The following is a 23,635-nucleotide window of genomic DNA, read 5'->3' as shown; positions in this document are numbered from 1 at the left end:
GCCCTGCCGTAGGAGCGGCTTCAGCCGCGATTGTTCACGGATGAATCCGCTCCTACGGAATCACGCCAGTTCAGTGGCATGCGTCAACGAGACTAACGCTGCTGACGCGCCCTGATCGCCGCCAGCATCTTCTGCGCCAGCGCCGCGTAGTCACCGTCGAAGTGATGGCCACCGCTGATCTGCAGGCGCTCTCCAGGGGCTCCGGCTTCGGTGCAGCCGCTCTCGGCCGCTTCCTCGCTGCCGTAGATGCAATACACCTTGGCCGCCGGAACCTTGCGCAGCTCCGGTCCGGTGGCAGCCTCCGCGCCATCCTTGCCGAGCCAGCCACTGACGGCGATCTCGAAGCTGCCGCTGCGGGCGAAGGCCAGCAGCAGCATGGCATCCACCTGCTGCTGGTCACTCGCCGGCAGACGGTTGTAGATCGCCGGCAGCACGTCGGCGCCGAAGGAATAGCCCGCCAGCACGAAGCGCCTGATGTGCCATTTCTCGCGGTACTCCTGCATCAGGCGCGACAGGTCGGCGGCACTGCGTTCCGGGCTCTTGCGCTGCCAGTAGTAGCGCAGGGTATCGATGCCCACCACCGGATAGCCGGCAGCGGCCAGGTGCTCGGCCGAGGCCCGGTCGAGATCGCGCCAGCCGCCGTCACCGGAGTAGAACAGGGTCAGGGTATCGGCCGCCTGCGCCGAAGGGTGCTCGACCACCGGCAGCGGCGCGCCCTGGCCGGCGAGCAGCTGCTGCAACTGGTCGGCCAGCAGGGTCGGCAGCGGCGTTCCCAGGGTGCCGATGCGCGGCTCGCCATTGCCCTGCTCGCGCAGGAAGCGCGCGTTGGCATCGCCGGGGTTGTCGTTCCACAGGGCGATCCAGTGGCCGTGCGCGGCCTTCTTCGGCAGCGCCTCGGCGCAATCGGGCTGGCCCAGGTCGAAACCCACCGACAGCGCCTGCGCCTGGTCATCGTCCTGCGTGGCCAGCCAGCGCCAGGCCGAAGCGGCGGCCGGCCCGACGCCGGCGACGATGGTCGGCTTGCCGCCCAGCAGCCCGCCGGCCTGATCGATCAGGCGCCGCTGCGCGCCGCAGTCGTGCGCCACGAAGGGCATCTGCAGCACGCGCACGTCTCCTGCGTCGGCCAGCCGTCGCAGCAGCGCCTCGTCCAGCGCCTGCTCGGGCGGCGCGATCAGCAGCAGGCGCTGGCGCGCCTCGCCCTGGCTCAGCAGCTGCGCGCTCAGCCCCTGGATCTGCACCGTCTGCAGATGCGGCAGCGCACGCATCGACCACCACCAGGTCACCCCGCCCACCGCCAGGGCAGCCACCAGCAACAACCCGCCCAGTACCCCTGTCGCCTTGTTCATTCAACGCCTCACCAGTCCACCCAGACCGCCGGCGATCAACGCGGAGGTGTCGGCCAATGCCACCCAGGGGTCGAGCCCGGCCGGCACGGCCAGATAGCGCGGTTCCCACTGCGGCAGGAACTTGTCCTTGAAGCGGCGCAGCCCCTGGAAGTTGTAGAAGCTCTCGCCGCGATCGAACACCAGCGCGCCCAGGCGCAACGGCAGCGGCGCCCCCTTGCGCGTCTGCAGGCCGGCCAGCGGCACCATGCCGAGGCTGAAGCGCGCATAGCCCTCGCCCTGGAATTGCTGGATCAGCCCGAGCATGAGGAATTCCATGGTCGACTTCGGCGCATCCGGCAGCACGCGCATCAGGTCGAGGCTGGCGACCGCTCGCGTCTGACACTCCAGCAGGTTGGCGAAGGCCACCGCGCGCCCCTCGAAACGCACCACCGCGACCCGGAAGTGCGCCAGGTACTCGGGGCTGAAGCGGCCGAGGGAGAAGCCCTTCTCGCGTACCTGCTTGCCCGCCAGCCAGGCAGCGGATATGCCCTGCAAAGCGTCCAGGGGTGCCGCGCCGGGGGCATGCAGCTCCAGACTCAGGCCATCGCGCCGCCCACGGTTCCAGGTGTAGCGCAGCGCCTTCATCTCCTTGCCGTTGCTGGCCAGGTCGAAGGTGTGCAGATCCACCAGCGCCTCCTCACCCAGTTTCAGTGCGGTCAGGCCGATGTCGATGTAGCCGGGCAGGTTCTCCGCCCGCACCTGGTAGAACACCGGCCGCGCATGGTGACGGTCGCACAGGTCGCGGAACTGCCAGATCAGCTCGGCGCGCGCCGCCGGCGGGCCGATGGGGTCGAACAACGCCACCAGGCTGCGGCCACGACGGGCGTACATGAGAAACGCCTGGCCATCCGGGTGGAACAGCAGCGCCTTGTCGCCACTGAGCGCCAGGCCACCTTCCGGCTGCCGCGAGGCCTCGACTATGGCCCGCGCCCGCGCCAGGGTTTCGCCGTCAGGCAGGCGGATGCTCGGTGGCGTGGCACGCAGCAGCCAGGTCAGGCCGACCGCCAGCAGCACCAGGGCGCTGCCCAGGGCGGCACGCAGGCCACGCGGGGCATTGCCGTCCAGTTCGAACTGCCACCACAGCTGGTGGCTGTAGGCGACATCCTGATAGACGAACAGCAGCAGCCAGACCGAGGCCGCGATCACGCCACTGGTGGCCGCCAGCGCCAGGCCCGAGGCCGGCATGTCGAGCAGCCGACTGGGTCGGTAGAACTCGCGGCGAAACAGCGCGAGCACCCCGGCGATAGCCGCCAGCACCAGCGCCTCCGGCCAGTCGAAGCCCTTGAGCAGCGACAGCACCACGCCCAGGCAGAGCAACACCAGGGTCAGCACCCAGGCGGCGGAAAGGCGCCGGCGCAGCCCCTGCGCCAGCAGCAGGCACAGCGTGCCGACCAGGCTCGCCGCCAGGTGCGAGGCGGCGATCAGCGGCGGCGGCAGGAAAAACCCCAGGGCCTCGAGGTGCTCGTCCATGGTCGGCGTGACCCCGGAAAACAGCAGCACTGCGCCGGCGCAGAACACCAGCAGTGCCAGCAGCGGTACCGCCAGGTTGCTGGCCACCCTCGCCACCTGGCGCGGGAACCACAAGCGCCGCGCCTCCACCGCCAGCAGCAGAAGCCCGGCGACCAGCAACGGCAGCATCACGTAGAGTAGGCGGTAGAGCAGCATGGCCGCGACCAGCCCGGCCGGGTCGATGCGCGAGGAGAACGCCGCCAGCAGCACGGCCTCGAACACCCCGACACCACCCGGCACATGACTCAGCACACCGGCGGCCAGCGCCAGCATGTAGATCAGCACGAAGGACGAGAACGGCGGCGCCTCGGGCAGCAGGCAGTAGAGCACGCTGGCGGCGATCAGCACGTCGAGGCTGCTGATCAGCAGCTGCACCAGGCTCATGCGCACGCCGGGCAGGCGCAGGCTGAAGCGCCCCAGGTCCACTTGCCAGCAGCCGGGGGCAGGCCGCTCGGCCAGGCGTTTGCGCGCCAGCAGCAGGACCAGCGTCAGGGCGGCGAGCAGCACCGCCACGGCCAGCAACGCCAGCAACGGCGCCGGCAGGCGCAGCGCCGCCGAGGCGTCCGCCAGGTCGAAGAGGGCGGCCAGGGCCGCGAGAATCGGCAGGCTGATGCCGAGCGACAGGCTGGCGAACAGGCTCATTCGCGCCACATCGCCCGCGCCGAGCCCATTGCGCGTGTACAGGCGATAGCGCACCGAGCCCCCGGACAGCGCGGACAAGCCCACCGCGTTGCCGATGGCGAAGGCGCAGAAGCCCCCCAGCGCCAGGGTCGACGCGGGCAGGCGGACGTCGGCATAACGACTGGCCGACCACTCGTAGGCGAGCATCAGCAGAAAACCCAGCACGGTGGCCAGCATGGCCGCGAACAGCGCCCGTGGCGGCACCGCCGCCAGCGAGTCGCGCACCTGATCCGGGTTGATCTCGCGCACCAGATGCCAGCAGGCCAGCAGCGCCAGGCCGAACAGCAGCAACGACAGGCCGAGGCCGATCAGGTGACGCTGACGGTGCAGCCAGCCGGGTCGAGAAGGGGGAGGAAGTTCCGGCGCATCGGCGCCGTTAGCGGGGAGTTCGGATACCGCTCGACTCATGTCGAAACGCCTCTGATGGACGCCACCTCGGAGCGAGGTCTTGGTCAGAGTGCAGATGTAACGAAATGTTCCTCGGCTTTCCGCTTTTCGTCACGCGTACCGCAGCGTTTGCGCCGTCAGGCTTCGTCGAGGAAACGCAGACCCGCGCCCTCGGCATCCACCCGCATCACTTCCATCTGCAGGATGGGCGCGGGGAAAGGCAGATCCTGGACCTGCCCGGTGACGTGGGTGCCAACGGCCAGGCCGGCCATGTCCGGATGCTTCACGTACACGCCGCTGTCGGACAGGTCGCGAGTCTGTGCCAGCAGCTCACCGAAACTCGGATGGCTGATCTTGATCCGGCACTTCATCGGGGTACGTACCTGCTGACGCTGGTTGGACATGACGGCTCCGAGGATTGGTCGAGCGATGTCGCCTTTAATAGCGCATTACCGCGCCGAGGCCCAGCAGGTGGCAGAAAAAAGGCGCCATCATGGCGCCTTCTTCGACAATCCTGCCCTGAAGCAGGACGTCAGTACCACTTGGCCTCGCCATCCGGGCGCTTCTTGAAGCGCTTCATGCTCCACATGTACTGACTCGGATAGGTGCGCACGTAACGTGCGATCACTTCGCTCATCGCCGCCACGCCCTCTTCCACGTTTTCGCTGTACATGCCTTCCGGCGCGGCCTCGAGAATCACCTTGTAACCGCTGCCGTCATCCAGGCGCACGGCATGCAGGAACACCCCGACCGCCTTGCCGCCGGTGAGCATGCCAGGGACGAACTTGCTGGTCAGGGCCAGGGTACCGAGGAAGGGCACGAACACCCCCGCCGAACGGCTCGGTTCCGGATCGGCGGGAATACCCACGGCGCCGCCCGAGCGCACTTCCTTGATGATGCGCAGGATGCCTTCCTTGGTTGACGGGGCCACACGGTTGCCCATCTGCACGCGTTGCTGCTGCAGCAACTCGTCGACCGCCTTGAGCTTCGGCGGGCGGTAGAAAACGATAGGTTTGCACTGGTTGCCGTAGAAGTGATTGAGCACTTCCCAGTTGCCCAGGTGACTGGTGATGCCGACCACGCCCTTGCCGGAGGCCAGCGCCTGCTGCAGCACTTCCAGGCCTTCCACTTCGCGGACCAGCTGGAGCGACTTCTGCGCCGGCCAGATCCAGGCGCAGGCGCTTTCGGTCAGGGTCTTGCCGATGTCCTTGAGGCTTTTCCCGACCAGGCGCTCGCGCTCGGCCTCGCTCAGCTCGGGAAAGCACTTGGCCAGGTTGATGCGCGCGACGTCACGCGAACCGTTCGGCAGCTTCCACATCAACCAGCCGATGGCATTGCCCACGGCCTGCACGGCACGCCAGGGCAGCAGTGCGAACAAGCGCAGGAACCCCACTACCAGGGCGCCCTTGAGTTTCTCCACGACAGACTCCAACCGCTCGGAAAGGCGTCAATTGTAGCGGCGCAGGAGCCGTGCAGTCAGTACAGGCTCGTCCGAACCCGTTGCTGCAGGTCGCGCTCGTAGGCCTCGACGTCGAACTCGTCGTCGAGGATGCAGCGGAAGATATCGCCGGCACGGGGCAGGCTGGCCCGCTCGACCTGACGCGCGGCATCCCACAACCCGGAGCGCAGCGCCGCCTTGGAACACTGGAAGTAGCAACTGTCGATGCGGATGCGCAGCACGCTGCGTGGCAACTTGCCCTGAGCGCGCCCCAGTTCGAGCAGTTCGGGGTCGAGAGAGATTTCCGCGCGGCCATTGACCCGCAGGCTCTCGCCGACTCCGGGGATCAGGAACAGCAGCGCCACCTGAGGGTTCTGCACGATGTTGCGCAGGCTGTCGATGCGGTTGTTGCCGGGGCGGTCCGGCAGCAACAGGGTCTGGTCGTCGAGAATCTGCACGAACCCCGGCGCATCGCCTCGCGGCGAACAGTCCATGCCGTCCGCGCCGGTGCTGGCCAGGACCACGAAGGGCGAGGCCTCGATCAGCGCACGGTAGGGTGCGATCAGCCGTGGCAGCTCCTTGCGCCGCGAGCGTTCGTGGCTTTCGCCGTACAGTGCGAGCAATTCATCCAGCGTGGTGATGGTGGTCATGAGCCCTTCAATTGCGCGTAACGGTCGCAGTCGGTGGTGTGGTCCATCACCATACCCGTGGCCTGCATGAAGGCATAGCAGATCGTCGGGCCGACGAAGGTGAAGCCGGCCTTCTTCAGCGCCTTGCTCATCGCCTCGGCCTCGGGGGTCACGGCCGGCATCTGGCTGCGGTCACTGAAGTGGTTGATCTTCGGCGCGCCGCCAACGAACGACCAGAGCAGCGTCGCCGGGTCCTCCAGGCGCAACCAGGCCTGCGCGTTCTGGCGCACGGCCTTGAGCTTGAGGCGGTTGCGGATGATGCCGGGGTCCTGCATCAGCTGCTCGATCTCCTCGTCGCTCAACCGCGCCAGGCGCTCGGGGTCGAAGCCGTGCAGCACCTGGCGATAGCGCTCGCGCTTCTTCAGCACGGTGATCCACGACAGCCCGGCCTGCGCGCCTTCGAGCAGCAGCATCTCGAACAGATGGCGCGCATCGCGCTGCGGCACGCCCCATTCCTCGTCGTGGTAGGCCTGGTAGAGCGGATCGTCGGTACACCAGAAGCAACGGGGCATGGCGGTAGGCCTCGGTCAGGATGAGGGGGTGACTATAGCGGCAAAATAACTGGATATAAATACAGCACACACAACCGCAGGGTGATGCCGATGTGCCGTACCCTGCGGCTTGCGCCGAGTTTCGATATACTCCCCGGCTTTCCCTCGCAAGCCTCCACAGGTGATTTCTTCGTGAGCCAGAACAAGCCTGCCGCACGCACCTTCCAGGACCTGATCCTGGCCCTGCAGAACTACTGGGCCGAACAGGGCTGCGTCGTGCTGCAACCCTATGACATGGAAGTCGGCGCCGGCACCTTCCACACCGCCACTTTCCTGCGCGCCGTCGGCCCGGAAACCTGGAACGCCGCCTACGTGCAGCCCTCGCGCCGCCCGACCGACGGCCGTTACGGGGAAAACCCCAACCGCCTGCAGCACTACTACCAGTTCCAGGTGGTCCTCAAGCCCAACCCGGAGAACTTCCAGGAGCTGTACCTGGGTTCTCTCAAGGCCATCGGCCTCGATCCGGAAGTCCACGACATCCGCTTCGTCGAGGACAACTGGGAGTCGCCGACCCTCGGCGCCTGGGGCCTGGGCTGGGAAATCTGGCTCAATGGCATGGAAGTCACCCAGTTCACCTACTTCCAGCAGGTCGGTGGCATCGAGTGCTACCCGGTGACCGGCGAGATCACCTATGGCCTGGAGCGCCTGGCCATGTACCTGCAGGGCGTCGACTCGGTCTACGACCTGATCTGGACCGACGGTCCGTTCGGCACCGTGACCTATGGCGACGTGTTCCACCAGAACGAAGTGGAGCAGTCGACCTACAACTTCGAGCACGCCAACGTCGAGAAGCTGTTCGAACTGTTCGACTTCTACGAGAGCGAAGCCAACCGCCTGATCGAGCTGCAATTGCCGCTGCCGACCTACGAAATGGTGCTCAAGGCCTCGCACACCTTCAACCTGCTCGACGCCCGCCGCGCCATCTCGGTGACCGCGCGTCAGCAGTACATCCTGCGTGTACGCACCCTGGCTCGCGCCGTGGCGCAGAGCTACCTGCAGGCACGTGCCCGACTCGGCTTCCCCATGGCCACCCCGGAATTGCGTGACGAAGTACTGGCCAAGCTGGAGGCGCAAGCATGAGTGCACAAGATTTCCTGGTCGAGCTGGGCACCGAAGAGCTGCCACCGAAGGCCCTGAAAACCCTGGGCGACGCCTTCCTCGCCGGTATCGAGAAGGGCCTCAAGGCCGCTGGCCTGAACTACGCCAGCGCCCGTGCCTATGCCGCGCCGCGCCGCCTGGCGGTGCTGGTCGAGCAGCTCGAGGAGCAGCAGGCCGACCGCAGCATGAACCTCGACGGCCCGCCCATCCAGGCCGCCTTCGACGCCGACGGCAATCCCACCCAGGCTGCCCTGGGCTTCGCCCGCAAGTGCGGCGTGGACATTGCCGAGATCGACCGCAGCGGGCCGAAACTGCGTTTCGCCCAGCACATCCCTGGCCAGCCGGCCGTGAACCTGCTGCCGACCATCGTCGCCGACTCGCTCAACGACCTGCCGATTCCCAAGCGCATGCGCTGGGCCGCTCGCCGCGACGAATTCGTGCGCCCGACCCAGTGGCTGGTGATGCTCTTCGGCGACAGCGTGGTCGACTGCGAGATCCTCACCCAGAAGGCTGGCCGCGTGTCCCGTGGCCATCGCTTCCACGCCAACCGTGACGTGCGCATCAGCAGCCCGGCGAACTACGCCGAGGACCTGCGCAGCGCCTATGTGCTGGCCGACTTCGCCGAGCGCCGTACGCTGATCAGCCAGCGCGTCGACCAGCTGGCCGCCGCGGAGCAGGGCACGGCCATCGTGCCGCCGGCGCTGCTGGACGAAGTCACCGCCCTGGTCGAATGGCCAGTGCCGCTGGTCTGCTCCTTCGAGGAACGCTTCCTCGAGGTGCCGCAGGAGGCGCTGATCAGCACCATGCAGGACAACCAGAAGTACTTCTGCCTGCTGGACGCGAACGGCAAGCTGCTGCCGCGCTTCATCACCGTGGCCAACGTCGAGTCCAAGGACCCGGCGCAGATCGTTTCCGGCAACGAGAAGGTCGTGCGCCCGCGCCTGACCGACGCCGAGTTCTTCTTCAAGCAGGACAAGAAGCAGAAGCTCGAAGGCTTCAACCAGCGCCTGGCCAATGTGGTGTTCCAGGCCCAGCTCGGTTCGGTGTTCGACAAGGCCGAGCGCGTCTCGGCGCTGGCCGGCTTCATCGCCCGCGAAGTCGGTGGCGATGCCCAGCGTGCCGCCCGTGCCGGCCTGCTGAGCAAATGCGACCTGGCCACCGAGATGGTCGGCGAGTTCCCGGAAATGCAGGGCATCGCCGGCTACTACTACGCGCTCAACGACGGTGAGCCGGAAGACGTCGCCCTGGCCCTGAACGAGCAGTACATGCCGCGCGGTGCCGGTGCCGAGCTGCCGAGCACCCTGACCGGTGCCGCGGTGGCCGTGGCCGACAAGCTCGACACCCTGGTCGGCATCTTCGGCATCGGCATGCTGCCCACCGGCTCCAAGGACCCCTACGCCCTGCGCCGCGCTGCCCTCGGCGTGCTGCGCATCCTCATCGAGAAGGGTCTGGACCTGGACCTGGCTGCCGCCGTCGATTTCGCCGTCGCCCAGTACGCCGGCAAGGTCAAGCACGATGGCCTGGCGGCCCAGGTGCTGGAATTCATCTTCGACCGCCTGCGTGCGCGCTACGAAGACGAAGGCATCGACGTCGCCGTGTACCAGTCCGTGCGGGCGGTCAACCCGACCTCGCCGCTGGACTTCGACCAGCGCGTGCAGGCCGTGCAGGCCTTCCGCAAACTGCCACAGGCCGAGGCCCTGGCCGCCGCCAACAAGCGCGTGTCGAACCTGCTGAGCAAGGCCGAAGGTGGCGTCGCCGCCCAGGTCGAAGCGCACTACTTCGACAACCCCAGCGAGTTCGCCCTGCACGCGGCGATCCAGCAGGCCGACCAGGCCGTACAGCCGCTGGCCGCTGGCCGCCAGTACGACGAGGCCCTGGCCAAGCTGGCCAGCCTGCGCGAGCCGGTGGACGCCTTCTTCGAGGCGGTGCTGGTCAACGCCGAGGATGCACGCGTACGTGCCAACCGCTATGCCCTGCTGGCCCGTCTGCGTGGCCTGTTCCTCGGCGTCGCGGATATCTCCCTGCTCGGCTGACACACGGCAGCGGCAAGCTACAGGCAGCATGGCGGCAAGCAGGCCGTCGCTGACTTGTAGCTTGCGGCTCGGAGCTTGCTGCTATGAAGTTACTGATCCTCGATCGCGACGGTGTCATCAACGAAGACTCCGACGCCTATATCAAGAGCCTCGACGAGTGGCTGCCGATTCCCTCGTCGATTGCCGCCATCGCGCGCCTGTCGCGTGCCGGCTGGACGGTGGCCGTGGCCACCAACCAGTCCGGAATCGCCCGAGGCTACTACGACCTGGCGACCCTGGAGTCGATGCATGCGCGCCTGCGCGAGCTGGTGGCGGAGCAGGGCGGCGAAGTCGGTCTGATCGTCTACTGTCCACACGGGCCGGACGATGGCTGCGACTGCCGCAAGCCAAAGCCGGGTATGCTCAGGCAGATCGCTGCGCACTACGGCACGGAATTGGCAGGTATCTGGTTCGTCGGTGACAGCAGCGGTGACCTGCAGGCGGCGCTGACCGTCGACTGTCAACCTGTGCTGGTGAAGACCGGCAAGGGCGAACGAACCCTGGCCAAGGCATTGCCGCCAGGAACCCTGGTATTCGACGATCTGGCGGCTGTCGCCGATCGACTGCTCTCATAAGGTGCGAAGTTCAATGGCGATCGTGCAGGCCCTCAGAATCACGCTTTTCTACCTGCTCCTGTCGTCCAGCTCCTTCTTCTGGTGCCTGATCAGCCTGCTGGTCGCGCCCTTGCTGCCCTTTCGCCAGCGCTATCGCTTCGTGGTCCAGGCCTGGTGCAACTGCGCGGTCTGGCTGGCCAAGGTGATCGTCGGCATCCGCTACGAGGTGCGTGGCCTGGAGCACATCCCCGAGCGCCCGTGCGTGATCCTCGCCAATCACCAGAGCACCTGGGAAACCTTCTTCCTCTCCGGCTTCTTCGAGCCGCTGTCGCAAGTGGTCAAGCGCGAGCTGCTGCGCGTGCCGTTCTTCGGCTGGGGCATGGCCCTGCTCAAGCCCATCGCCATCGACCGCAGCAACCCCAAGGCGGCGCTCAAGCAGATGGCCAAGCAGGGCGACGAGCGCCTCAAGCAGGGCGCCTGGGTCCTGGTGTTCCCCGAAGGCACGCGCATTCAGCCAGGGCAGATCGGCAAGTTCTCTCGCGGCGGTGCGGCGCTCGCGGTCAACGCCGGTCTGCCGGTACTGCCCATCGCCCACAACGCCGGCGAGTTCTGGCCCAAGGAAGGCTGGGGCAAGCGCTCCGGCACCATCCAGGTGATCATCGGTGCTCCCATGCATGCCGAGGGCGAGGGCCCGCGTGCCATCGCCGAGCTCAACGAGCGTGCCTTCCAGTGGGTCTGCCAGCAACAGGCGGCGATGCGCGGTGAAGAACCGGTACTGAGCCGCCTGGGCGAATCGCTCTAGCTGTGGATAAGCTGTGCGTCAAATACCAGCAATGCGCCATCACAGGGTTCAAGCGCATGATTTTCCTGGAGATTGGTCAGCACTAGGAAAATCGGCCTGTAGGGTATAACTTGCCTGAATGCCAATGCATGCCTCACAAGGCTCGACGGCGCACAGTCTCGCCCCTGCAGATGGCCGATGATCCGATCGGGAAAAGGAATTCGCTGCCATGCCATCGATCTACCAGCTCAAGCCTGCCTTCCAGAATCTGTTGCGCCCGGGCGTCGAACGCCTCCATGCTCGGGGCGTCACCGCCAACCAGGTGACCTTGACGGCCGCGATCGTTTCCCTGCTGCTCGGTGCCCTGCTCGCGGCCTACAGCCAGCTGGCCTGGCTGTTCGCCCTGATCCCGCTGTGGATGCTGCTGCGCATGGCGCTGAATGCCGTCGACGGCATGCTGGCCCGTGAATTCGGCCAGCAATCGAAACTCGGCGCCTATCTCAACGAACTCTGCGACGTGATCGCCGACAGCGCCCTGTACCTGCCCTTCGCCCTGCTGCCGGGCGTCTCACCGCTGCTGGTGGTGGTCGTGGTCCTGCTGGCAGTGATCAGCGAATACGCCGGCGTGCTCGGCCCCATGGTCGGCGCGTCACGCCGCTACGACGGCCCGATGGGCAAGAGCGACCGCGCCTTCTGCTTCGGCGTGCTCGGTGCCGGCGTCGCCACCGGGCTGCTCTCGGCCTGGTGGATCAACGCCCTGCTGGCGCTGGTCCTGGCCCTGCTGCTCTATACCCTCTACAACCGCGTTCGCCATGGGCTGGCCGAAACGGCCTGAGCCATCCTCGGAATAAGGAGATTCCATGCGCCCCGTTCAACTGCACACCTTCACCACCCACGACGGCGTCGAACTGAGCTATCGCCACTGGCCCGCCACCGCCCCCGAAGAGGGCCCGCGACAGGCCGTCCTGCTGTTCCATCGCGGCCATGAACACGGCGGGCGCATGGCTCACCTGGTGGATGAGCTGGACCTGCCACACTGCGACTTCTTCGCCTGGGACGCTCGTGGCCACGGCCTTTCGCCCGGCGCGCGGGGCGACAGCCCGAGCTTCGCCACCAGCGTGCGTGACGTGCAGACCTTCGTCGAGCACATCGGCAGCCGGCATGGCATCGTCGAGCAGGACCTGGCCGTGGTCGCGCAGAGCGTCGGGGCGGTGATCATCGCCACCTGGGCCCACGACTATGCCCCCAAGGTACGCTGCCTGGTGCTCGCCTCGCCGGCCTTCAAGGTCAAGCTCTACGTGCCGTTCGCCCGCTCCGGTTTGAAGTTGCTGCATGCCTGGCGCGGCAATTTCTTCGTCAACAGCTACGTCAAGGCCAGGTTCCTGACCCACGACCCGGAGCGCATCGCCTCGTTCGACAACGATTCGCTGATCGCCCGCCCCATCTCGGTCACCATGCTCCTGGGCCTGTACGAGGCGGCCGATCGCATCGTCGCCGATGCCCAGGCGATTCAGGTGCCGACCCAGCTGCTGATTTCCGCTGCGGACTTCGTCGTACAGCGCAAACCGCAGGAAGCCTTCTTCGAGCGCCTCGGCAGCGTACGCAAGGAGAAGCACCTGCTGCCCGGCTTCTTCCACGACACCCTCGGCGAGCGTGACCGGGCCCATGCACTGAGCCGCGCCCGCCGCTTCATCCTGCGCAACTTCGAGCAACCCATGGCACGACCGTCGCTGCTCGACGCCGACCGCCTGGGCGTCACCTGCGCCGAAGCCGAGGAGCTGGCTGCGCCCTTGCCGCAGAACTCGTTGCGCGACCTGTACTGGCGCGCCACCCGCGCCGGCATGCGCCTCGGCAGCGGCCTGTCGGACGGGGTCAAGCTGGGTTTCGACACCGGCTTCGACTCCGGCAGCACGCTGGACTACGTCTACCGCAACCAGCCCAGCGGCAAGGGCGCGCTGGGCCGGCTGATCGACCGGAACTACCTGGACTCCATCGGCTGGCGTGGCATTCGCCAGCGCAAGCTGCATGCCGAGGAGCTGCTGCGCCTGGCCATGCTCAGGCTGCGTGAGGCGGGCAAGGCCGTGCGCATCGTAGACATCGCTGCCGGCCATGGCCGTTACATCCTCGAATCGCTGGAGGGCCAGGAACAGCGTCCGGACTCGATCCTCCTGCGCGACTACAGCGACATCAACGTTCGCGACGGCAATGCGCTGATCCAGCAGAAGGATCTCGGCGACATCGCCCGTTTCGTCAAGGGCGATGCCTTCGATCGCGAAGACCTCGCGGCGCTCGATCCCAAACCGACCCTGGCGGTGGTCTCCGGCCTGTACGAGCTGTTCGGCAGCAACCAGATGGTCGGCGACTCGCTGGCGGGCCTGGCGGCAGCGGTCGAGGAGGGCGGCTACCTGGTCTACACGGGGCAACCCTGGCACCCGCAGCTGGAGCTGATCGCCCGCGCCCTGACCAGCCACCGTGACGGCCAGGCCTGGGTCATGCGCCGGCGCAGCCAGGCGGAGATGGACCAGCTGGTCGAGGCAGCAGGCTTCCGCAAGGTGGCCCAGCGTATCGATCAGTGGGGCATCTTCAGCGTGTCCCTGGCGCAACGGGTGAAGTGATGCAGAGCACCCGCGAGCAGGGATTGTGGAAGCGGGGCGTTCTCTGGCTGCTGTTGCTCGGCCCGCTGTTCTTCGCCAGCTACGGCTTCGCCAACTGGTTCACCGGCCAGCGTGACGATGTCGGCAGCCTGGTCTTCGCCTGGGAGACGCAGGTGCCGCTCTGGCCCTGGACCATAGTGCCCTACTGGTCGATCGACCTGCTCTACGGCCTGTCGTTCCTGCTGCCCGCGTGCCGCCGCGAGATGGACCGCCATGCACTGCGCCTGCTCGCCGCGCAGGTGATCTGCGTGGCCTGCTTCCTCCTCTGGCCGCTGCGCTTCACCTTCGAGCGCCCCCCTCTGGAGGGCACGTTCGGCATGCTCTTCGACCTGTTGATGGGTTTCGACAAACCCTTCAACCAGGCACCCTCTCTGCACATCACGCTGCTGGTGATCATCTGGGCGATGTTCGCCAACCACACCCGCGGCCCGTTCTGGCGCGGACTGCTGCACCTGTGGATGGGGCTGATCGGCCTTTCCGTGCTGACCACCTGGCAACACCACTTCATCGACGTGCCCACCGGGCTGCTCGCCGGCTTCTTCTGCCTCTGGCTGCTGCCGCTGCAGGGCAGCACGCCGTTGCAGCACATGCGCCTGGCCGATGATCCTCGTCACTGGCGCCTGGCACTGCGCTACAGCCTCGGCGCGCTGCTGTGCTCGGCACTGGCGGTCAACCTGGGCGGTGCCTGGCTGTGGCTGTTGTGGCCGAGCGTTTCCCTGGCCATGGTCGCACTCAACTACCTGCTGTTCGGCGCGGCCGGCTTCCAGAAGCAGGCCAATGGGCGTCTCAGCCCGGCGGCTACGGCACTGCTCGGCCCGTACCTGCTCGCCGCGTGGATCAATTCGCGGCTATGGACGTACCGCCAGCCCGCGCCCAGCCTGGTGGTCGACGGTATTCACCTCGGCCGTCTGCCTGCGGCGGGCGATCTCGACGACTACGCCGCGCTGGTCGACCTGTGCGCCGAACTGCCGGCAGTGCCTGGCACGCTGGCCTATTGCAGCCTGCCGGCACTGGACCTGGTCGCGCCGGATGCCGCGACATGCCGAGACGCAGCCGAAGCCATCGAGCGCCTGCGCCACCAGGGCCCGCTGCTGATCTGTTGCGCCCTTGGGTATTCACGCAGCGCCACCGCCGTCGCGGCCTGGCTGCTGCACAGCGGGCGCTGCGGCGATGTGCACAGCGCGGTCGAGCTGATCCGCCAGGCCCGCCCACAGGTGGTGCTCGGTCCACAGCATCTGGCAGCGCTGCAGCGCCTGCTGGAGGCCCCACCACAGGTGGAGGTCGCCCATGCAGGCTGACCTGCAACTGGTCGCCGCGCTGCTGCGACGCGGACGCAGCCTCGATCACTTTTCCACTGCGCTGAGCCTGGTCGCTGTCGTGCTCGGGCTGTCGCCCCTGCTGGGTGCGCCAGGCGGCCTCGGCCTGGGGCTGTTCTGCGCGGCATTGCTGCTGGTCGGGCTCGCCGAGAAGTACTGGGCACTGCGCGTCGCCCTGGACGCCGAACTGTTCCAGCAACTGGCGTGCGCCGGTGAGCAGCTGGACGCGCACACCCAGGCGCTGGATCAGGCGCTGCAGCGCCTCGGCCTGCAACCTGCCGAACAGGCCGGGCGCAGCTGGAGCCTGCGCTGCCAGGGTGCACTCGGCCTGCTGCGTAGGCAGGTACTGTGCCTGCTGTTCCAGGCCGTGCTCGTGCTGTCGGGCATCGTCTTCATTCACGCATTTCCCCCACCCGGTTAAGGAGTCGCCATGCTCGCTGCATTGACCGCTTTCGCCATCACCTCGGCGGCCCGCCTGCTCACGGGGGCCCGCGCCCTCTGGCTGGGCAGCACCGCCCAGCCCACTCAGCGTCTGTACTACGCCAACCACAGCAGCCACGGTGACTTCGTCCTGCTGTGGGCATCACTACCGCCGGAGCTGCGCAAGACCACGCGGCCGGTGGCCGGTGCCGATTACTGGCAGAAACCGGGCATGCGCAGCTTCCTGATCAATCGCGTGTTCAACGGCGTGCTGGTCGATCGCGAGCGCAAGGAAGAGGGCGCCAATCCGCTGCAGGCGATGCTCGACGCGCTGGACGGTGGCGACTCTCTGATCATCTTCCCCGAAGGCACGCGCAACCTCAGCGACGAGCCGCTGCTGCCGTTCAAGAGCGGGCTCTACCACCTGGCTCAGCAACGCCCGCAGGTCGAGCTGGTGCCGGTATGGATCGCCAACCTCAACCGGGTGATGCCCAAGGGCCGTGCATTGCCCCTGCCTTTGCTGTGCACCCTGAGTTTCGGTGCGGCCGTGGAGCCCATCGAGGGGGAGGGCAAGGAAGCCTTCCTGGAACGCGCGCGCAACGCCTTGCTGGCACTGGCACCCGAGGAGGCCTGACATGGATCGCAATACCCTGCTGCTGTTCGCCGGTATCGGTGCCCTGCTGCTGCTGGCCAGCCTGGTCGGCTTCTTCCTGAAGAAGCGCAGTGGTGATCGCCCCAACCCGGTCATCGACAACCTCAACGCGCGAATCAACGCCTGGTGGGTGATGGTGCTGGTCATCGGCATCGCCTTCCTGTTCGGCAACAACGGCGTCGTCCTGCTGTTCTACTTCGTGTCCTTCTACGCCCTGCGCGAGTTCATGACGCTGACGCCCACCCGCCGCAGCGACTATCCCGCACTGGTCGCTGCCTTCTACTTCGCCCTGCCGATGCAGTACCTGCTGATCGCCCTGGGCTGGTACGGCCTGTTCGCCATCTTCATCCCGGTCTACCTGTTCCTGCTGCTGCCGATTCTCGCCTCGCTGGGCGGCGACACCACGCGCTACCTGGAACGCGCAGCCAAGGTGCAGTGGGGCCTGATGATCGCGGTGTACTGCATCTCCTCGGTGCCCGCCTTGCTGACCCTGGACATTCCCGGCTACGAAGGGCGCAACCTGCTGCTGATCGCCTGGCTGATCATCGTCGTGCAGCTCTCGGACGTCCTGCAGTACGTCTGCGGCAAGCTGTTCGGCAAGCACAAGATCGCCCCCAACCTGTCGCCCTCGAAGACCGTGGAGGGCTTCGTCGGCGGCGTGGCACTGGCCACGCTGATCGGCGCCTCGCTGTGCTGGATCACCCCGTTCGCCTTCTGGCAGGCGGCGCTCTTCGCCTTGCTGGTATGCATGCTCGGCTTCGCTGGCGGCCTGGTGATGTCGGCGATCAAGCGCGATCGCGGCGTGAAGGATTGGGGCCACATGATCGAAGGCCATGGCGGCATGCTCGATCGGCTGGACTCGGTGTGCTTCGCCGCCCCGGTGTTCTTCCACATGGTGCGCTACTGGTGGGCCTGACGGCCCGCCTTTTCTGCAGGCAATAAAAAACCCGCCGAGGCGGGTTTTTCATGACCTTCCGACTTCCTGTCGTTTGCCGTCCTGGCGCGGTCTGTCATCCGTGACCCGGGACATCCAGTTCCCGGTAGGTGTGTGTAGATTAGCCAAGACCCGCAGACGAGGGGAGACGCCCATGGCGCTTCTCCTTGTAAGCCTTTTGCCATAGCGACAGCCATAAAAAACCCCGGCACACAGGCCGGGGTTTCTGTTTCCGATACCAGAGACTGGTGATCAGAAGTCCAGGTTCGACACCGCCAGGGCATTGGACTCGATGAAGTCGCGGCGCGGCTCCACGGCATCGCCCATCAGGGTGTTGAAGATCTGGTCGGCCGCGATGGCATCCTCGATGGTCACCTTGAGCATGCGCCGCACTTCCGGGTCCATGGTGGTTTCCCACAGCTGATCCGGGTTCATCTCGCCGAGACCTTTGTATCGCTGCACGCTGTGACGCTTGGTGCTTTCTGTCATCAGCCAGTCCAGGGCTTCCTTGAACGTGCTCACCGGCTTCTTGCGCTCGCCACGCTGCACGTAGGCACCGTCTTCCAGCAGACTGTTCAGCTGATCGCCCAGCGCCGTGACGCTCTTGTAGTCGTTGCTGGCGAAGAAGTCGCGGTTGAAGGTGGTGTAGCTGGACAGACCGTGTGCCTTGACCTCGACCTCAGGCAGCCAGACGTGGCGCTCACGGTCTTCACGCAGGCTGGCAGTGTAGGTCTGCCCGGACTTCTCCATCGACTTCAGACGCGCGCTGAAGCTGTCCAGCCAGGCCTGCATGCCGGCATGGTCGGCCAGCTGCTCGAGGCCGATGCGCGGCAGGTAGACGAGGTTCTCGGTGATGTCCTTGGGGTAGACGCGCGACAGGCGATCCAGGGTCTTCATCACGCCGCGATAGTCGCCGACCAGCTTCTCCAGCGCACCACCGGACAGACCCGGGGCATTCTCGTTGACGTGCAGGCTGGCGTCTTCCAGGGCCGACTGGGTCATGTACTCGTCCATGGCCTCGTCGTCCTTGATGTACTGCTCCTGCTTGCCGCGCTTGACCTTGTACAGCGGGGGCTGGGCGATGTAGACATAGCCACGCTCGATCAGCTCGGGCAGCTGACGGAAGAAGAAGGTCAGCAGCAGGGTGCGGATGTGCGAACCGTCGACGTCAGCATCGGTCATGATGATGATGTTGTGGTAACGCAGCTTGTCGATGTTGTACTCCTCACGCCCGATACCACAGCCCAGCGCGGTGATCAGGGTGCCGACTTCGGCGGAGGAGAGCATCTTGTCGAAGCGCGCCTTCTCGACGTTGAGGATCTTGCCCTTGAGCGGCAGGATCGCCTGGGTCTTGCGGTTACGGCCCTGCTTGGCAGAACCGCCCGCGGAGTCACCCTCCACGATGTAGAGTTCGGACAGCGCCGGGTCTTTCTCCTGGCAGTCCGCCAGTTTGCCGGGCAGGCCGGCGATATCCAGTGCACCCTTGCGGCGGGTCATCTCGCGCGCCTTGCGCGCCGCTTCACGGGCGCGGGCAGCGTCGATCATCTTGCCGACCACGGCCTTGGCTTCGTTCGGATTCTCCAGCAGGAAGTCGGCAAAGTACTTGCCCATTTCCTGTTCGACCGCGGTCTTCACTTCGCTGGAGACCAGCTTGTCCTTGGTCTGCGAGCTGAATTTCGGGTCCGGAACCTTGACCGAGATGATCGCGGTCAGGCCTTCACGGGCATCGTCACCGGTGGTGCTGACCTTGAACTTCTTGGCCAGGCCTTCCTGCTCGATGTAGTTGTTCAGGTGACGGGTGAGGGCAGAGCGGAAGCCTGCCAGGTGGGTACCACCGTCACGCTGGGGGATGTTGTTGGTGAAGCAGAGGATGTTCTCGTTGAAGCTGTCGTTCCACTGCAGGGCGACTTCCACACCCACGCCATCTTCTTCGCGCTGGATGTTGAAGTGGAACACCTGGTTGACCACGGTCTTGTTGGTATTGAGGAACTCGACGAAGGCCTTCAGGCCGCCTTCGTACTTGAACAGCTCTTCCTTGCCGGTGCGCTCGTCACGCAGCAGGATACCCACGCCGGAGTTGAGGAAAGACAGCTCGCGCAGACGCTTGGCCAGGATATCCCAGCTGAAGTGAATGTTGGCGAAGGTCTCTTCGGACGGTTTGAAGTGGATCTGCGTGCCCGTGCCATCAGTATCGCCGACAGCGGTCAGGGGCGCCTGAGGCACGCCATGCACGTAGGTCTGCTCCCAGATCTTGCCGCTACGGCGAATGGTCAGCACCAGCTCCTTGGAGAGGGCATTGACCACCGAGACACCCACGCCGTGCAGACCACCGGAGACCTTGTAGCTGTTGTCGTCGAACTTACCGCCCGCGTGCAGCACGGTCATGATGACCTCTGCGGCGGAAACACCTTCCTCCTTGTGCGTGTCGACCGGGATACCACGGCCGTTGTCACGCACGCTGATCGACTCATCAGGGTGGATGGTGATGGTGATTTCGCTGCAATAACCGGCCAGCGCCTCGTCGATCGAGTTGTCGACCACCTCGAACACCATGTGGTGCAGACCACTACCATCGTCCGTGTCACCGATGTACATCCCGGGACGTTTGCGTACGGCGTCCAGTCCTTTCAGCACCTTGATGCTGGAGGAGTCGTACGTTTGGTTCTCGCTCATGCCTTCACTCCCGATGGTCTTGGGTCTGGGTGATACGGCCATGTTCCACGTGGAACATGGCAACCGGCGTATCCGTCTGCCAGCCTTCCCTCAACAATTCATGATCTACACAGGTGATGAACACCTGGCAGCGCAAATCTTCCAGCAACCGGCATAACGCCTGACGGTGCTGTTCATCCAGTTCCGACGGTAGGTCGTCCACCAGATAGATACACTGGCCTCGCTTGGCTTCGTTGACCAAGTGGCCCTGGGCGATGCGTAATGCACACACCACCAGTTTCTGTTGCCCCCGCGACAGGATCTCTGCCGCGTTATGCCCCGCCAGGCGCAGACGCAAATCGGCGCGCTGTGGTCCGGCCTGGGTGTGCCCGAGTTGCTGGTCACGCTGGAGGGATGAGGCGAGCACGTCGCTCAGCTCACGATCCTTGTCCCAGCCGCGGTAGTAACTCAGGGTCAGTCCTTCCAGCTGCAGCAGCTCGGCGAGCGTACGTTCGAACACCGGCTTCAGCGCCTGGATATAGGCCCTTCGGTAGGTGTCTATGTCCTGGCTGGCACTGCACAATTCGCGGTCCCATGCGGCCTGCGAAGCACCGTCAAGTGTACCATGCCGCAGCCACGAGTTCCGCTGCCGCAGGGCTTTCTGCAGCCGCTGCCAGGCACCGAGAAAGCGATGTTCCACGTGGAACACACCCCAATCGAGGAACTGCCGACGGATCTTCGGCGCGCCCTCCAGCAGGCGAAAACTGTCCGGGTTGATCAGCTGCAGCGGCAGCAGGTCGGCGAGCTGAGCAGCACTGCGTGCATTCTGACCATCGATGCGAATCTGCAATTCACCCTGACGATCACGGGAGATACCCAGATTGCTGGTGCCACCTTCCGCCAGTTGCACCTGGCCGAAAATGGTACAGGCCGGTTGCTCGTAGTGAATAACGGGTTGCAGGCGCGTGCTGCGAAAGGAGCGAGCGAGGCCGAGCAGATGGATGGCCTCCAGCACACTGGTCTTGCCGCTGCCGTTGGCGCCGTGAAGGATGTTGATGCGGGGGGAGGGGGAGAGGGTCACCGGGTGCAGATTTCGCACCGCGGTGACCATGATGCGGCTGAGGGACATTAAAGGCTTAGAGCCTCATCGGCATGACGACGTAGGCAGAATCGTCGTTGTCGGCTTCCTGCAGCAGGGCACTGCTGTTGGAATCGGAGAGAATCAGGCGAACCTGTTCGGTGCCCATCACCCCCAGCACGTCCAGCAGGTAGCTGACGTTGAAACCGATCTCCAGGCCGCTGCCGTTGTAGTCGACGACGATCTCTTCCTCGGCCTCTTCCTGCTCCGGGTTGTTGGCCTGGATCTTCAGCAGACCGGCCGCCAGGGTCAGGCGAATACCGCGGTACTTCTCGTTGGAGAGAATCGCCGTACGGCTGAACGCTTCACGCAGGCCCTGACGATCCGCCAGCACCAGCTTGTCGCCACCGCGCGGCAGAACGCGCTCGTAATCCGGGAACTTGCCGTCGACCAGCTTGGAGGTGAAGGTGAACTCGCCGGTGTTGGCACGGATGTGGTGCTGACCCAGGACGATGGCCACTTCGGCGTCCTGTTCGGTGAGCAGGCGCGCCAGCTCGAGAATACCTTTGCGCGGCACGATCACCTGGTGCTTGCCGTCCTGCTGGATGCTGGCTTCCATCGAGCACATGGCCAGACGGTGACCGTCGGTGGCCACGGCGCGCAGCATGCCGCTCTGTACTTCCAGCAGCATACCGTTGAGGTAGTAGCGCACGTCCTGCTGAGCCATGGCGAAACTGGTGCGCTCGATCAGGCGACGCAGCTTGGCCTGCGGCAGGTTGAAGGTCAGCGAGCCAGGACCTTCCTCGACGGTGGGGAAGTCATTGGCCGGCAGGGTCGACAAGGTGAAGCGGCTGCGACCGGCCTTGACCAGCAACTTCTGGTCGTCGACGCGGATATCGATCAGCGCGTCGCTCGGCAGGCTCTTGCAGATGTCCATCAGCTTGCGTGCCGGCACGGTGATTTCGCCCGGCTCGGCGGCATCTTCCAGCGTGACGCGGCCAACCAGTTCGACTTCCAGGTCGGTACCGGTCAGCGACAGCTGCTGGCCTTCGACCACCAGCAGGACGTTGGACAGAACCGGCAGCGTCTGGCGTCGTTCCACGACACCGGCGACCAGTTGCAGGGGTTTCAACAGGGCTTCGCGTTGAATGGTGAAATGCATGGTCTAGTCCCTTGCCTCGTGGAGCTGCGAATCAGGTAGTCAGGGTACGCAGCAGGTTCTTGTAGTCCTCGCGGATGTCCGCGTCGGATTCCCTAAGTTCAGCAATCTTACGGCATGCGTGCAATACCGTGGTGTGATCACGACCGCCGAAGGCCACACCGATTTCCGGCAGGCTGTGATTGGTCAGCTCCTTCGACAGCGCCATCGCCACCTGACGCGGCCGCGCGATGGAACGCGAGCGCCGTTTCGACAGCAGGTCGGAGATCTTGATCTTGTAGTACTCGGCCGTGGTGCGCTGGATATTGTCGATGCTGACCAGCTTGTCCTGCAGGGCCAGCAGATCCTTGAGCGACTCACGGATCAGCTCGATGGTGATGTCACGTCCCATGAAGTGCGAGTGAGCGATCACCCGTTTCAACGCACCTTCCAGCTCGCGCACGTTGGAGCGAATGCGCTGGGCAATGAAGAAGGCCGCATCGTGCGGCAGATCCACCTTGGCCTGGTCGGCCTTCTTCATCAGGATTGCGACACGGGTCTCCAGCTCAGGCGGCTCGACCGCAACGGTCAGGCCCCAGCCGAAGCGCGACTTCAGGCGCTCCTCCAGACCTTCGATCTCCTTCGGGTAGCGGTCACTGGTGAGAATGACCTGCTGACCACCTTCGAGCAGCGCGTTGAAGGTATGGAAGAACTCCTCCTGGGAGCGCTCCTTCTTGGCGAAGAACTGGATGTCATCGATCAGCAGCGCGTCCACCGAACGGTAGAAACGCTTGAACTCGTTGATGGCGTTGAGCTGCAGCGCCTTGACCATGTCGGCGACGAAGCGCTCGGAGTGCAGATAGACCACCTTGGCATTGGGGTTCTTCGCCAGCAGGTGATTGCCCACCGCATGCATCAGGTGCGTCTTGCCCAGGCCGACACCGCCATAGAGGAACAGCGGGTTGTAGCCGTGCTTGGGATTATCGGCCACCTGCCAGGCAGCGGCACGCGCCAACTGGTTGGACTTGCCCTCGACGAAGTTGTCGAAGGTGAAGGTGCGATTGAGGTAACTGGTGTGCTTGAGCCCACCTTCGACCTGCACCGTACGTTCTGTACGCGGCGCAACGGCCGGTGTCGGCGGTTGCGGAGCAGCGCCGGCCATGGAGTCGAAACTGGCGCGCGAAGGCTCTTCCTGCACGGGTGGCGGAACGGGCTTGCTGGTCGCGGCGACTTTCTGCTGCTGCGCGGCACGAGCGGCAGCCGGTGGCGGCGCGGTCGGTGCAACACGAGCGGTTGCCGCGCGCTTGCTGCCTATTAATAAGGAAAGCGCAGGCACCAGGCCACCGGCGCGCTCACCGAGCAGCTCCAGCAGACGACTCAGGTACTTTTCATTGACCCAATCGAGCACGAAGCGGTTGGGCGCGTAGACACGCAGCTCGTCGCCTTCGGCTTCGACCTGCAGAGGACGTATCCAGGTGTTGAATTGCTGGGCCGGCAATTCATCGCGCAGGAGCTCGACGCACTGCTGCCATAGTTCCACTGACACTGACTATCCCCTATCCAGGCGGCGTGCAAAAACAGCTGCCATTGTAGCGAGCCACGACCGAGTTATCCACATAGCAAGATGAAGATGGCCAAGTAAAATC

The 23,635-nt window shown here is 65.4% G+C and carries 20 protein-coding genes; 10 read left to right on the top strand and 10 right to left on the bottom strand.

The window, feature by feature from the left end:
- Window positions 1-92: 92 nt before the first annotated feature.
- The 6 genes from JLK41_RS00100 to JLK41_RS00075 form a co-directional block, all read right to left on the bottom strand.
- Complete coding sequence (locus JLK41_RS00100) at window positions 93-1,346, bottom strand: virulence factor family protein (RefSeq protein WP_425321832.1); 1,254 nt, start codon at window positions 1,344-1,346, stop codon at window positions 93-95.
- Entirely contained in the window at window positions 1,347-3,983 is a 2,637-nt protein-coding gene (gene mprF / locus JLK41_RS00095; protein WP_210390099.1) for a bifunctional lysylphosphatidylglycerol flippase/synthetase MprF, read from the bottom strand.
- A 116-nt stretch (window positions 3,984-4,099) separates the two neighbouring features.
- Window positions 4,100-4,366 (bottom strand): PilZ domain-containing protein, encoded by a 267-nt coding sequence (locus JLK41_RS00090; protein ID WP_037052309.1) that lies wholly within the window; start codon window positions 4,364-4,366, stop codon window positions 4,100-4,102.
- 128 nt (window positions 4,367-4,494) lie between these two features.
- Entirely contained in the window at window positions 4,495-5,382 is an 888-nt protein-coding gene (locus tag JLK41_RS00085) for a lysophospholipid acyltransferase (RefSeq protein ID WP_037052311.1), read from the bottom strand.
- Between the two features lie 56 nt (window positions 5,383-5,438).
- The gene (locus JLK41_RS00080; RefSeq protein WP_134676631.1) at window positions 5,439-6,050 is read right to left on the bottom strand and encodes a pyridoxamine 5'-phosphate oxidase family protein; all 612 of its coding nucleotides are present in this window, start codon (window positions 6,048-6,050) and stop codon (window positions 5,439-5,441) included.
- Complete coding sequence (locus tag JLK41_RS00075; RefSeq protein WP_047592366.1) at window positions 6,047-6,601, bottom strand: DNA-3-methyladenine glycosylase I; 555 nt, start codon at window positions 6,599-6,601, stop codon at window positions 6,047-6,049. Before JLK41_RS00075 ends, JLK41_RS00080 begins: the two co-directional genes overlap by 4 nt.
- A gap of 171 nt (window positions 6,602-6,772) precedes the next feature.
- On the opposite strand from JLK41_RS00075, the gene glyQ reads away from it, so the two are divergent.
- The 10 genes from glyQ to JLK41_RS00025 all read left to right on the top strand — a co-directional run bounded on the left by glyQ (window position 6,773) and on the right by JLK41_RS00025 (window position 17,103).
- Window positions 6,773-7,720, top strand: a complete 948-nt coding sequence (gene glyQ / locus JLK41_RS00070) for a glycine--tRNA ligase subunit alpha (RefSeq protein WP_037052319.1) — start codon at window positions 6,773-6,775, stop codon at window positions 7,718-7,720.
- A complete protein-coding gene (glyS, locus tag JLK41_RS00065) occupies window positions 7,717-9,771 on the top strand; it encodes a glycine--tRNA ligase subunit beta (protein WP_037052321.1) in 2,055 nt (684 codons plus the stop codon). The genes glyQ and glyS overlap by 4 nt, the downstream gene beginning before the upstream one ends.
- 83 nt (window positions 9,772-9,854) lie before the next feature.
- Window positions 9,855-10,385, top strand: a complete 531-nt coding sequence (gene gmhB, locus JLK41_RS00060; RefSeq protein ID WP_047592359.1) for a D-glycero-beta-D-manno-heptose 1,7-bisphosphate 7-phosphatase — start codon at window positions 9,855-9,857, stop codon at window positions 10,383-10,385.
- A 13-nt stretch (window positions 10,386-10,398) separates the two neighbouring features.
- On the top strand, window positions 10,399-11,166 hold the full coding sequence (locus JLK41_RS00055; RefSeq protein WP_134676629.1) for a lysophospholipid acyltransferase family protein: 768 nt from the start codon (window positions 10,399-10,401) through the stop codon (window positions 11,164-11,166).
- A 208-nt stretch (window positions 11,167-11,374) separates the two neighbouring features.
- Window positions 11,375-11,980: a CDP-alcohol phosphatidyltransferase family protein gene (locus tag JLK41_RS00050; protein ID WP_152487458.1), complete on the top strand. Its 606-nt coding sequence runs from the start codon at window positions 11,375-11,377 to the stop codon at window positions 11,978-11,980.
- A gap of 25 nt (window positions 11,981-12,005) precedes the next feature.
- Complete coding sequence (locus JLK41_RS00045) at window positions 12,006-13,760, top strand: bifunctional alpha/beta hydrolase/class I SAM-dependent methyltransferase (protein ID WP_210390098.1); 1,755 nt, start codon at window positions 12,006-12,008, stop codon at window positions 13,758-13,760.
- Window positions 13,760-15,097 (top strand): phosphatase PAP2/dual specificity phosphatase family protein, encoded by a 1,338-nt coding sequence (locus tag JLK41_RS00040; protein ID WP_210390097.1) that lies wholly within the window; start codon window positions 13,760-13,762, stop codon window positions 15,095-15,097. Before JLK41_RS00045 ends, JLK41_RS00040 begins: the two co-directional genes overlap by 1 nt.
- The gene (locus JLK41_RS00035) at window positions 15,087-15,536 is read left to right on the top strand and encodes a hypothetical protein (RefSeq protein ID WP_152487456.1); all 450 of its coding nucleotides are present in this window, start codon (window positions 15,087-15,089) and stop codon (window positions 15,534-15,536) included. The genes JLK41_RS00040 and JLK41_RS00035 overlap by 11 nt, the downstream gene beginning before the upstream one ends.
- A 9-nt stretch (window positions 15,537-15,545) precedes the next feature.
- Window positions 15,546-16,169 (top strand): lysophospholipid acyltransferase family protein, encoded by a 624-nt coding sequence (locus tag JLK41_RS00030; RefSeq protein ID WP_210390096.1) that lies wholly within the window; start codon window positions 15,546-15,548, stop codon window positions 16,167-16,169.
- Window position 16,170: 1 nt separating this feature from the next.
- Complete coding sequence (locus JLK41_RS00025; protein ID WP_037052335.1) at window positions 16,171-17,103, top strand: phosphatidate cytidylyltransferase; 933 nt, start codon at window positions 16,171-16,173, stop codon at window positions 17,101-17,103.
- Window positions 17,104-17,373: 270 nt separating this feature from the next.
- Here the strand turns inward: JLK41_RS00025 and gyrB are convergent, their stop codons facing one another.
- Genes gyrB through dnaA form a run of 4 tightly spaced genes read right to left on the bottom strand, consistent with a single transcriptional unit; the run spans window position 17,374 to window position 23,535 of the window.
- Window positions 17,374-19,794: a DNA topoisomerase (ATP-hydrolyzing) subunit B gene (gyrB, locus tag JLK41_RS00020; RefSeq protein ID WP_037054798.1), complete on the bottom strand. Its 2,421-nt coding sequence runs from the start codon at window positions 19,792-19,794 to the stop codon at window positions 17,374-17,376.
- Window positions 19,795-19,798: 4 nt separating this feature from the next.
- Complete coding sequence (gene recF, locus JLK41_RS00015) at window positions 19,799-20,902, bottom strand: DNA replication/repair protein RecF (RefSeq protein ID WP_047592343.1); 1,104 nt, start codon at window positions 20,900-20,902, stop codon at window positions 19,799-19,801.
- Between the two features lie 7 nt (window positions 20,903-20,909).
- Entirely contained in the window at window positions 20,910-22,013 is a 1,104-nt protein-coding gene (dnaN, locus tag JLK41_RS00010; protein WP_037054793.1) for a DNA polymerase III subunit beta, read from the bottom strand.
- A 31-nt stretch (window positions 22,014-22,044) separates the two neighbouring features.
- A complete protein-coding gene (gene dnaA / locus JLK41_RS00005) occupies window positions 22,045-23,535 on the bottom strand; it encodes a chromosomal replication initiator protein DnaA (RefSeq protein ID WP_037054792.1) in 1,491 nt (496 codons plus the stop codon).
- Window positions 23,536-23,635 lie beyond the last annotated feature (100 nt).

Source organism: Ectopseudomonas khazarica (genome assembly GCF_017915135.1).
GTDB classification, from domain to species: domain Bacteria; phylum Pseudomonadota; class Gammaproteobacteria; order Pseudomonadales; family Pseudomonadaceae; genus Aquipseudomonas; species Aquipseudomonas khazarica.
The sequence above is the reverse complement of the archived record's forward strand: the minus strand, read 5'-3'. Positions and strand labels throughout refer to the sequence as shown.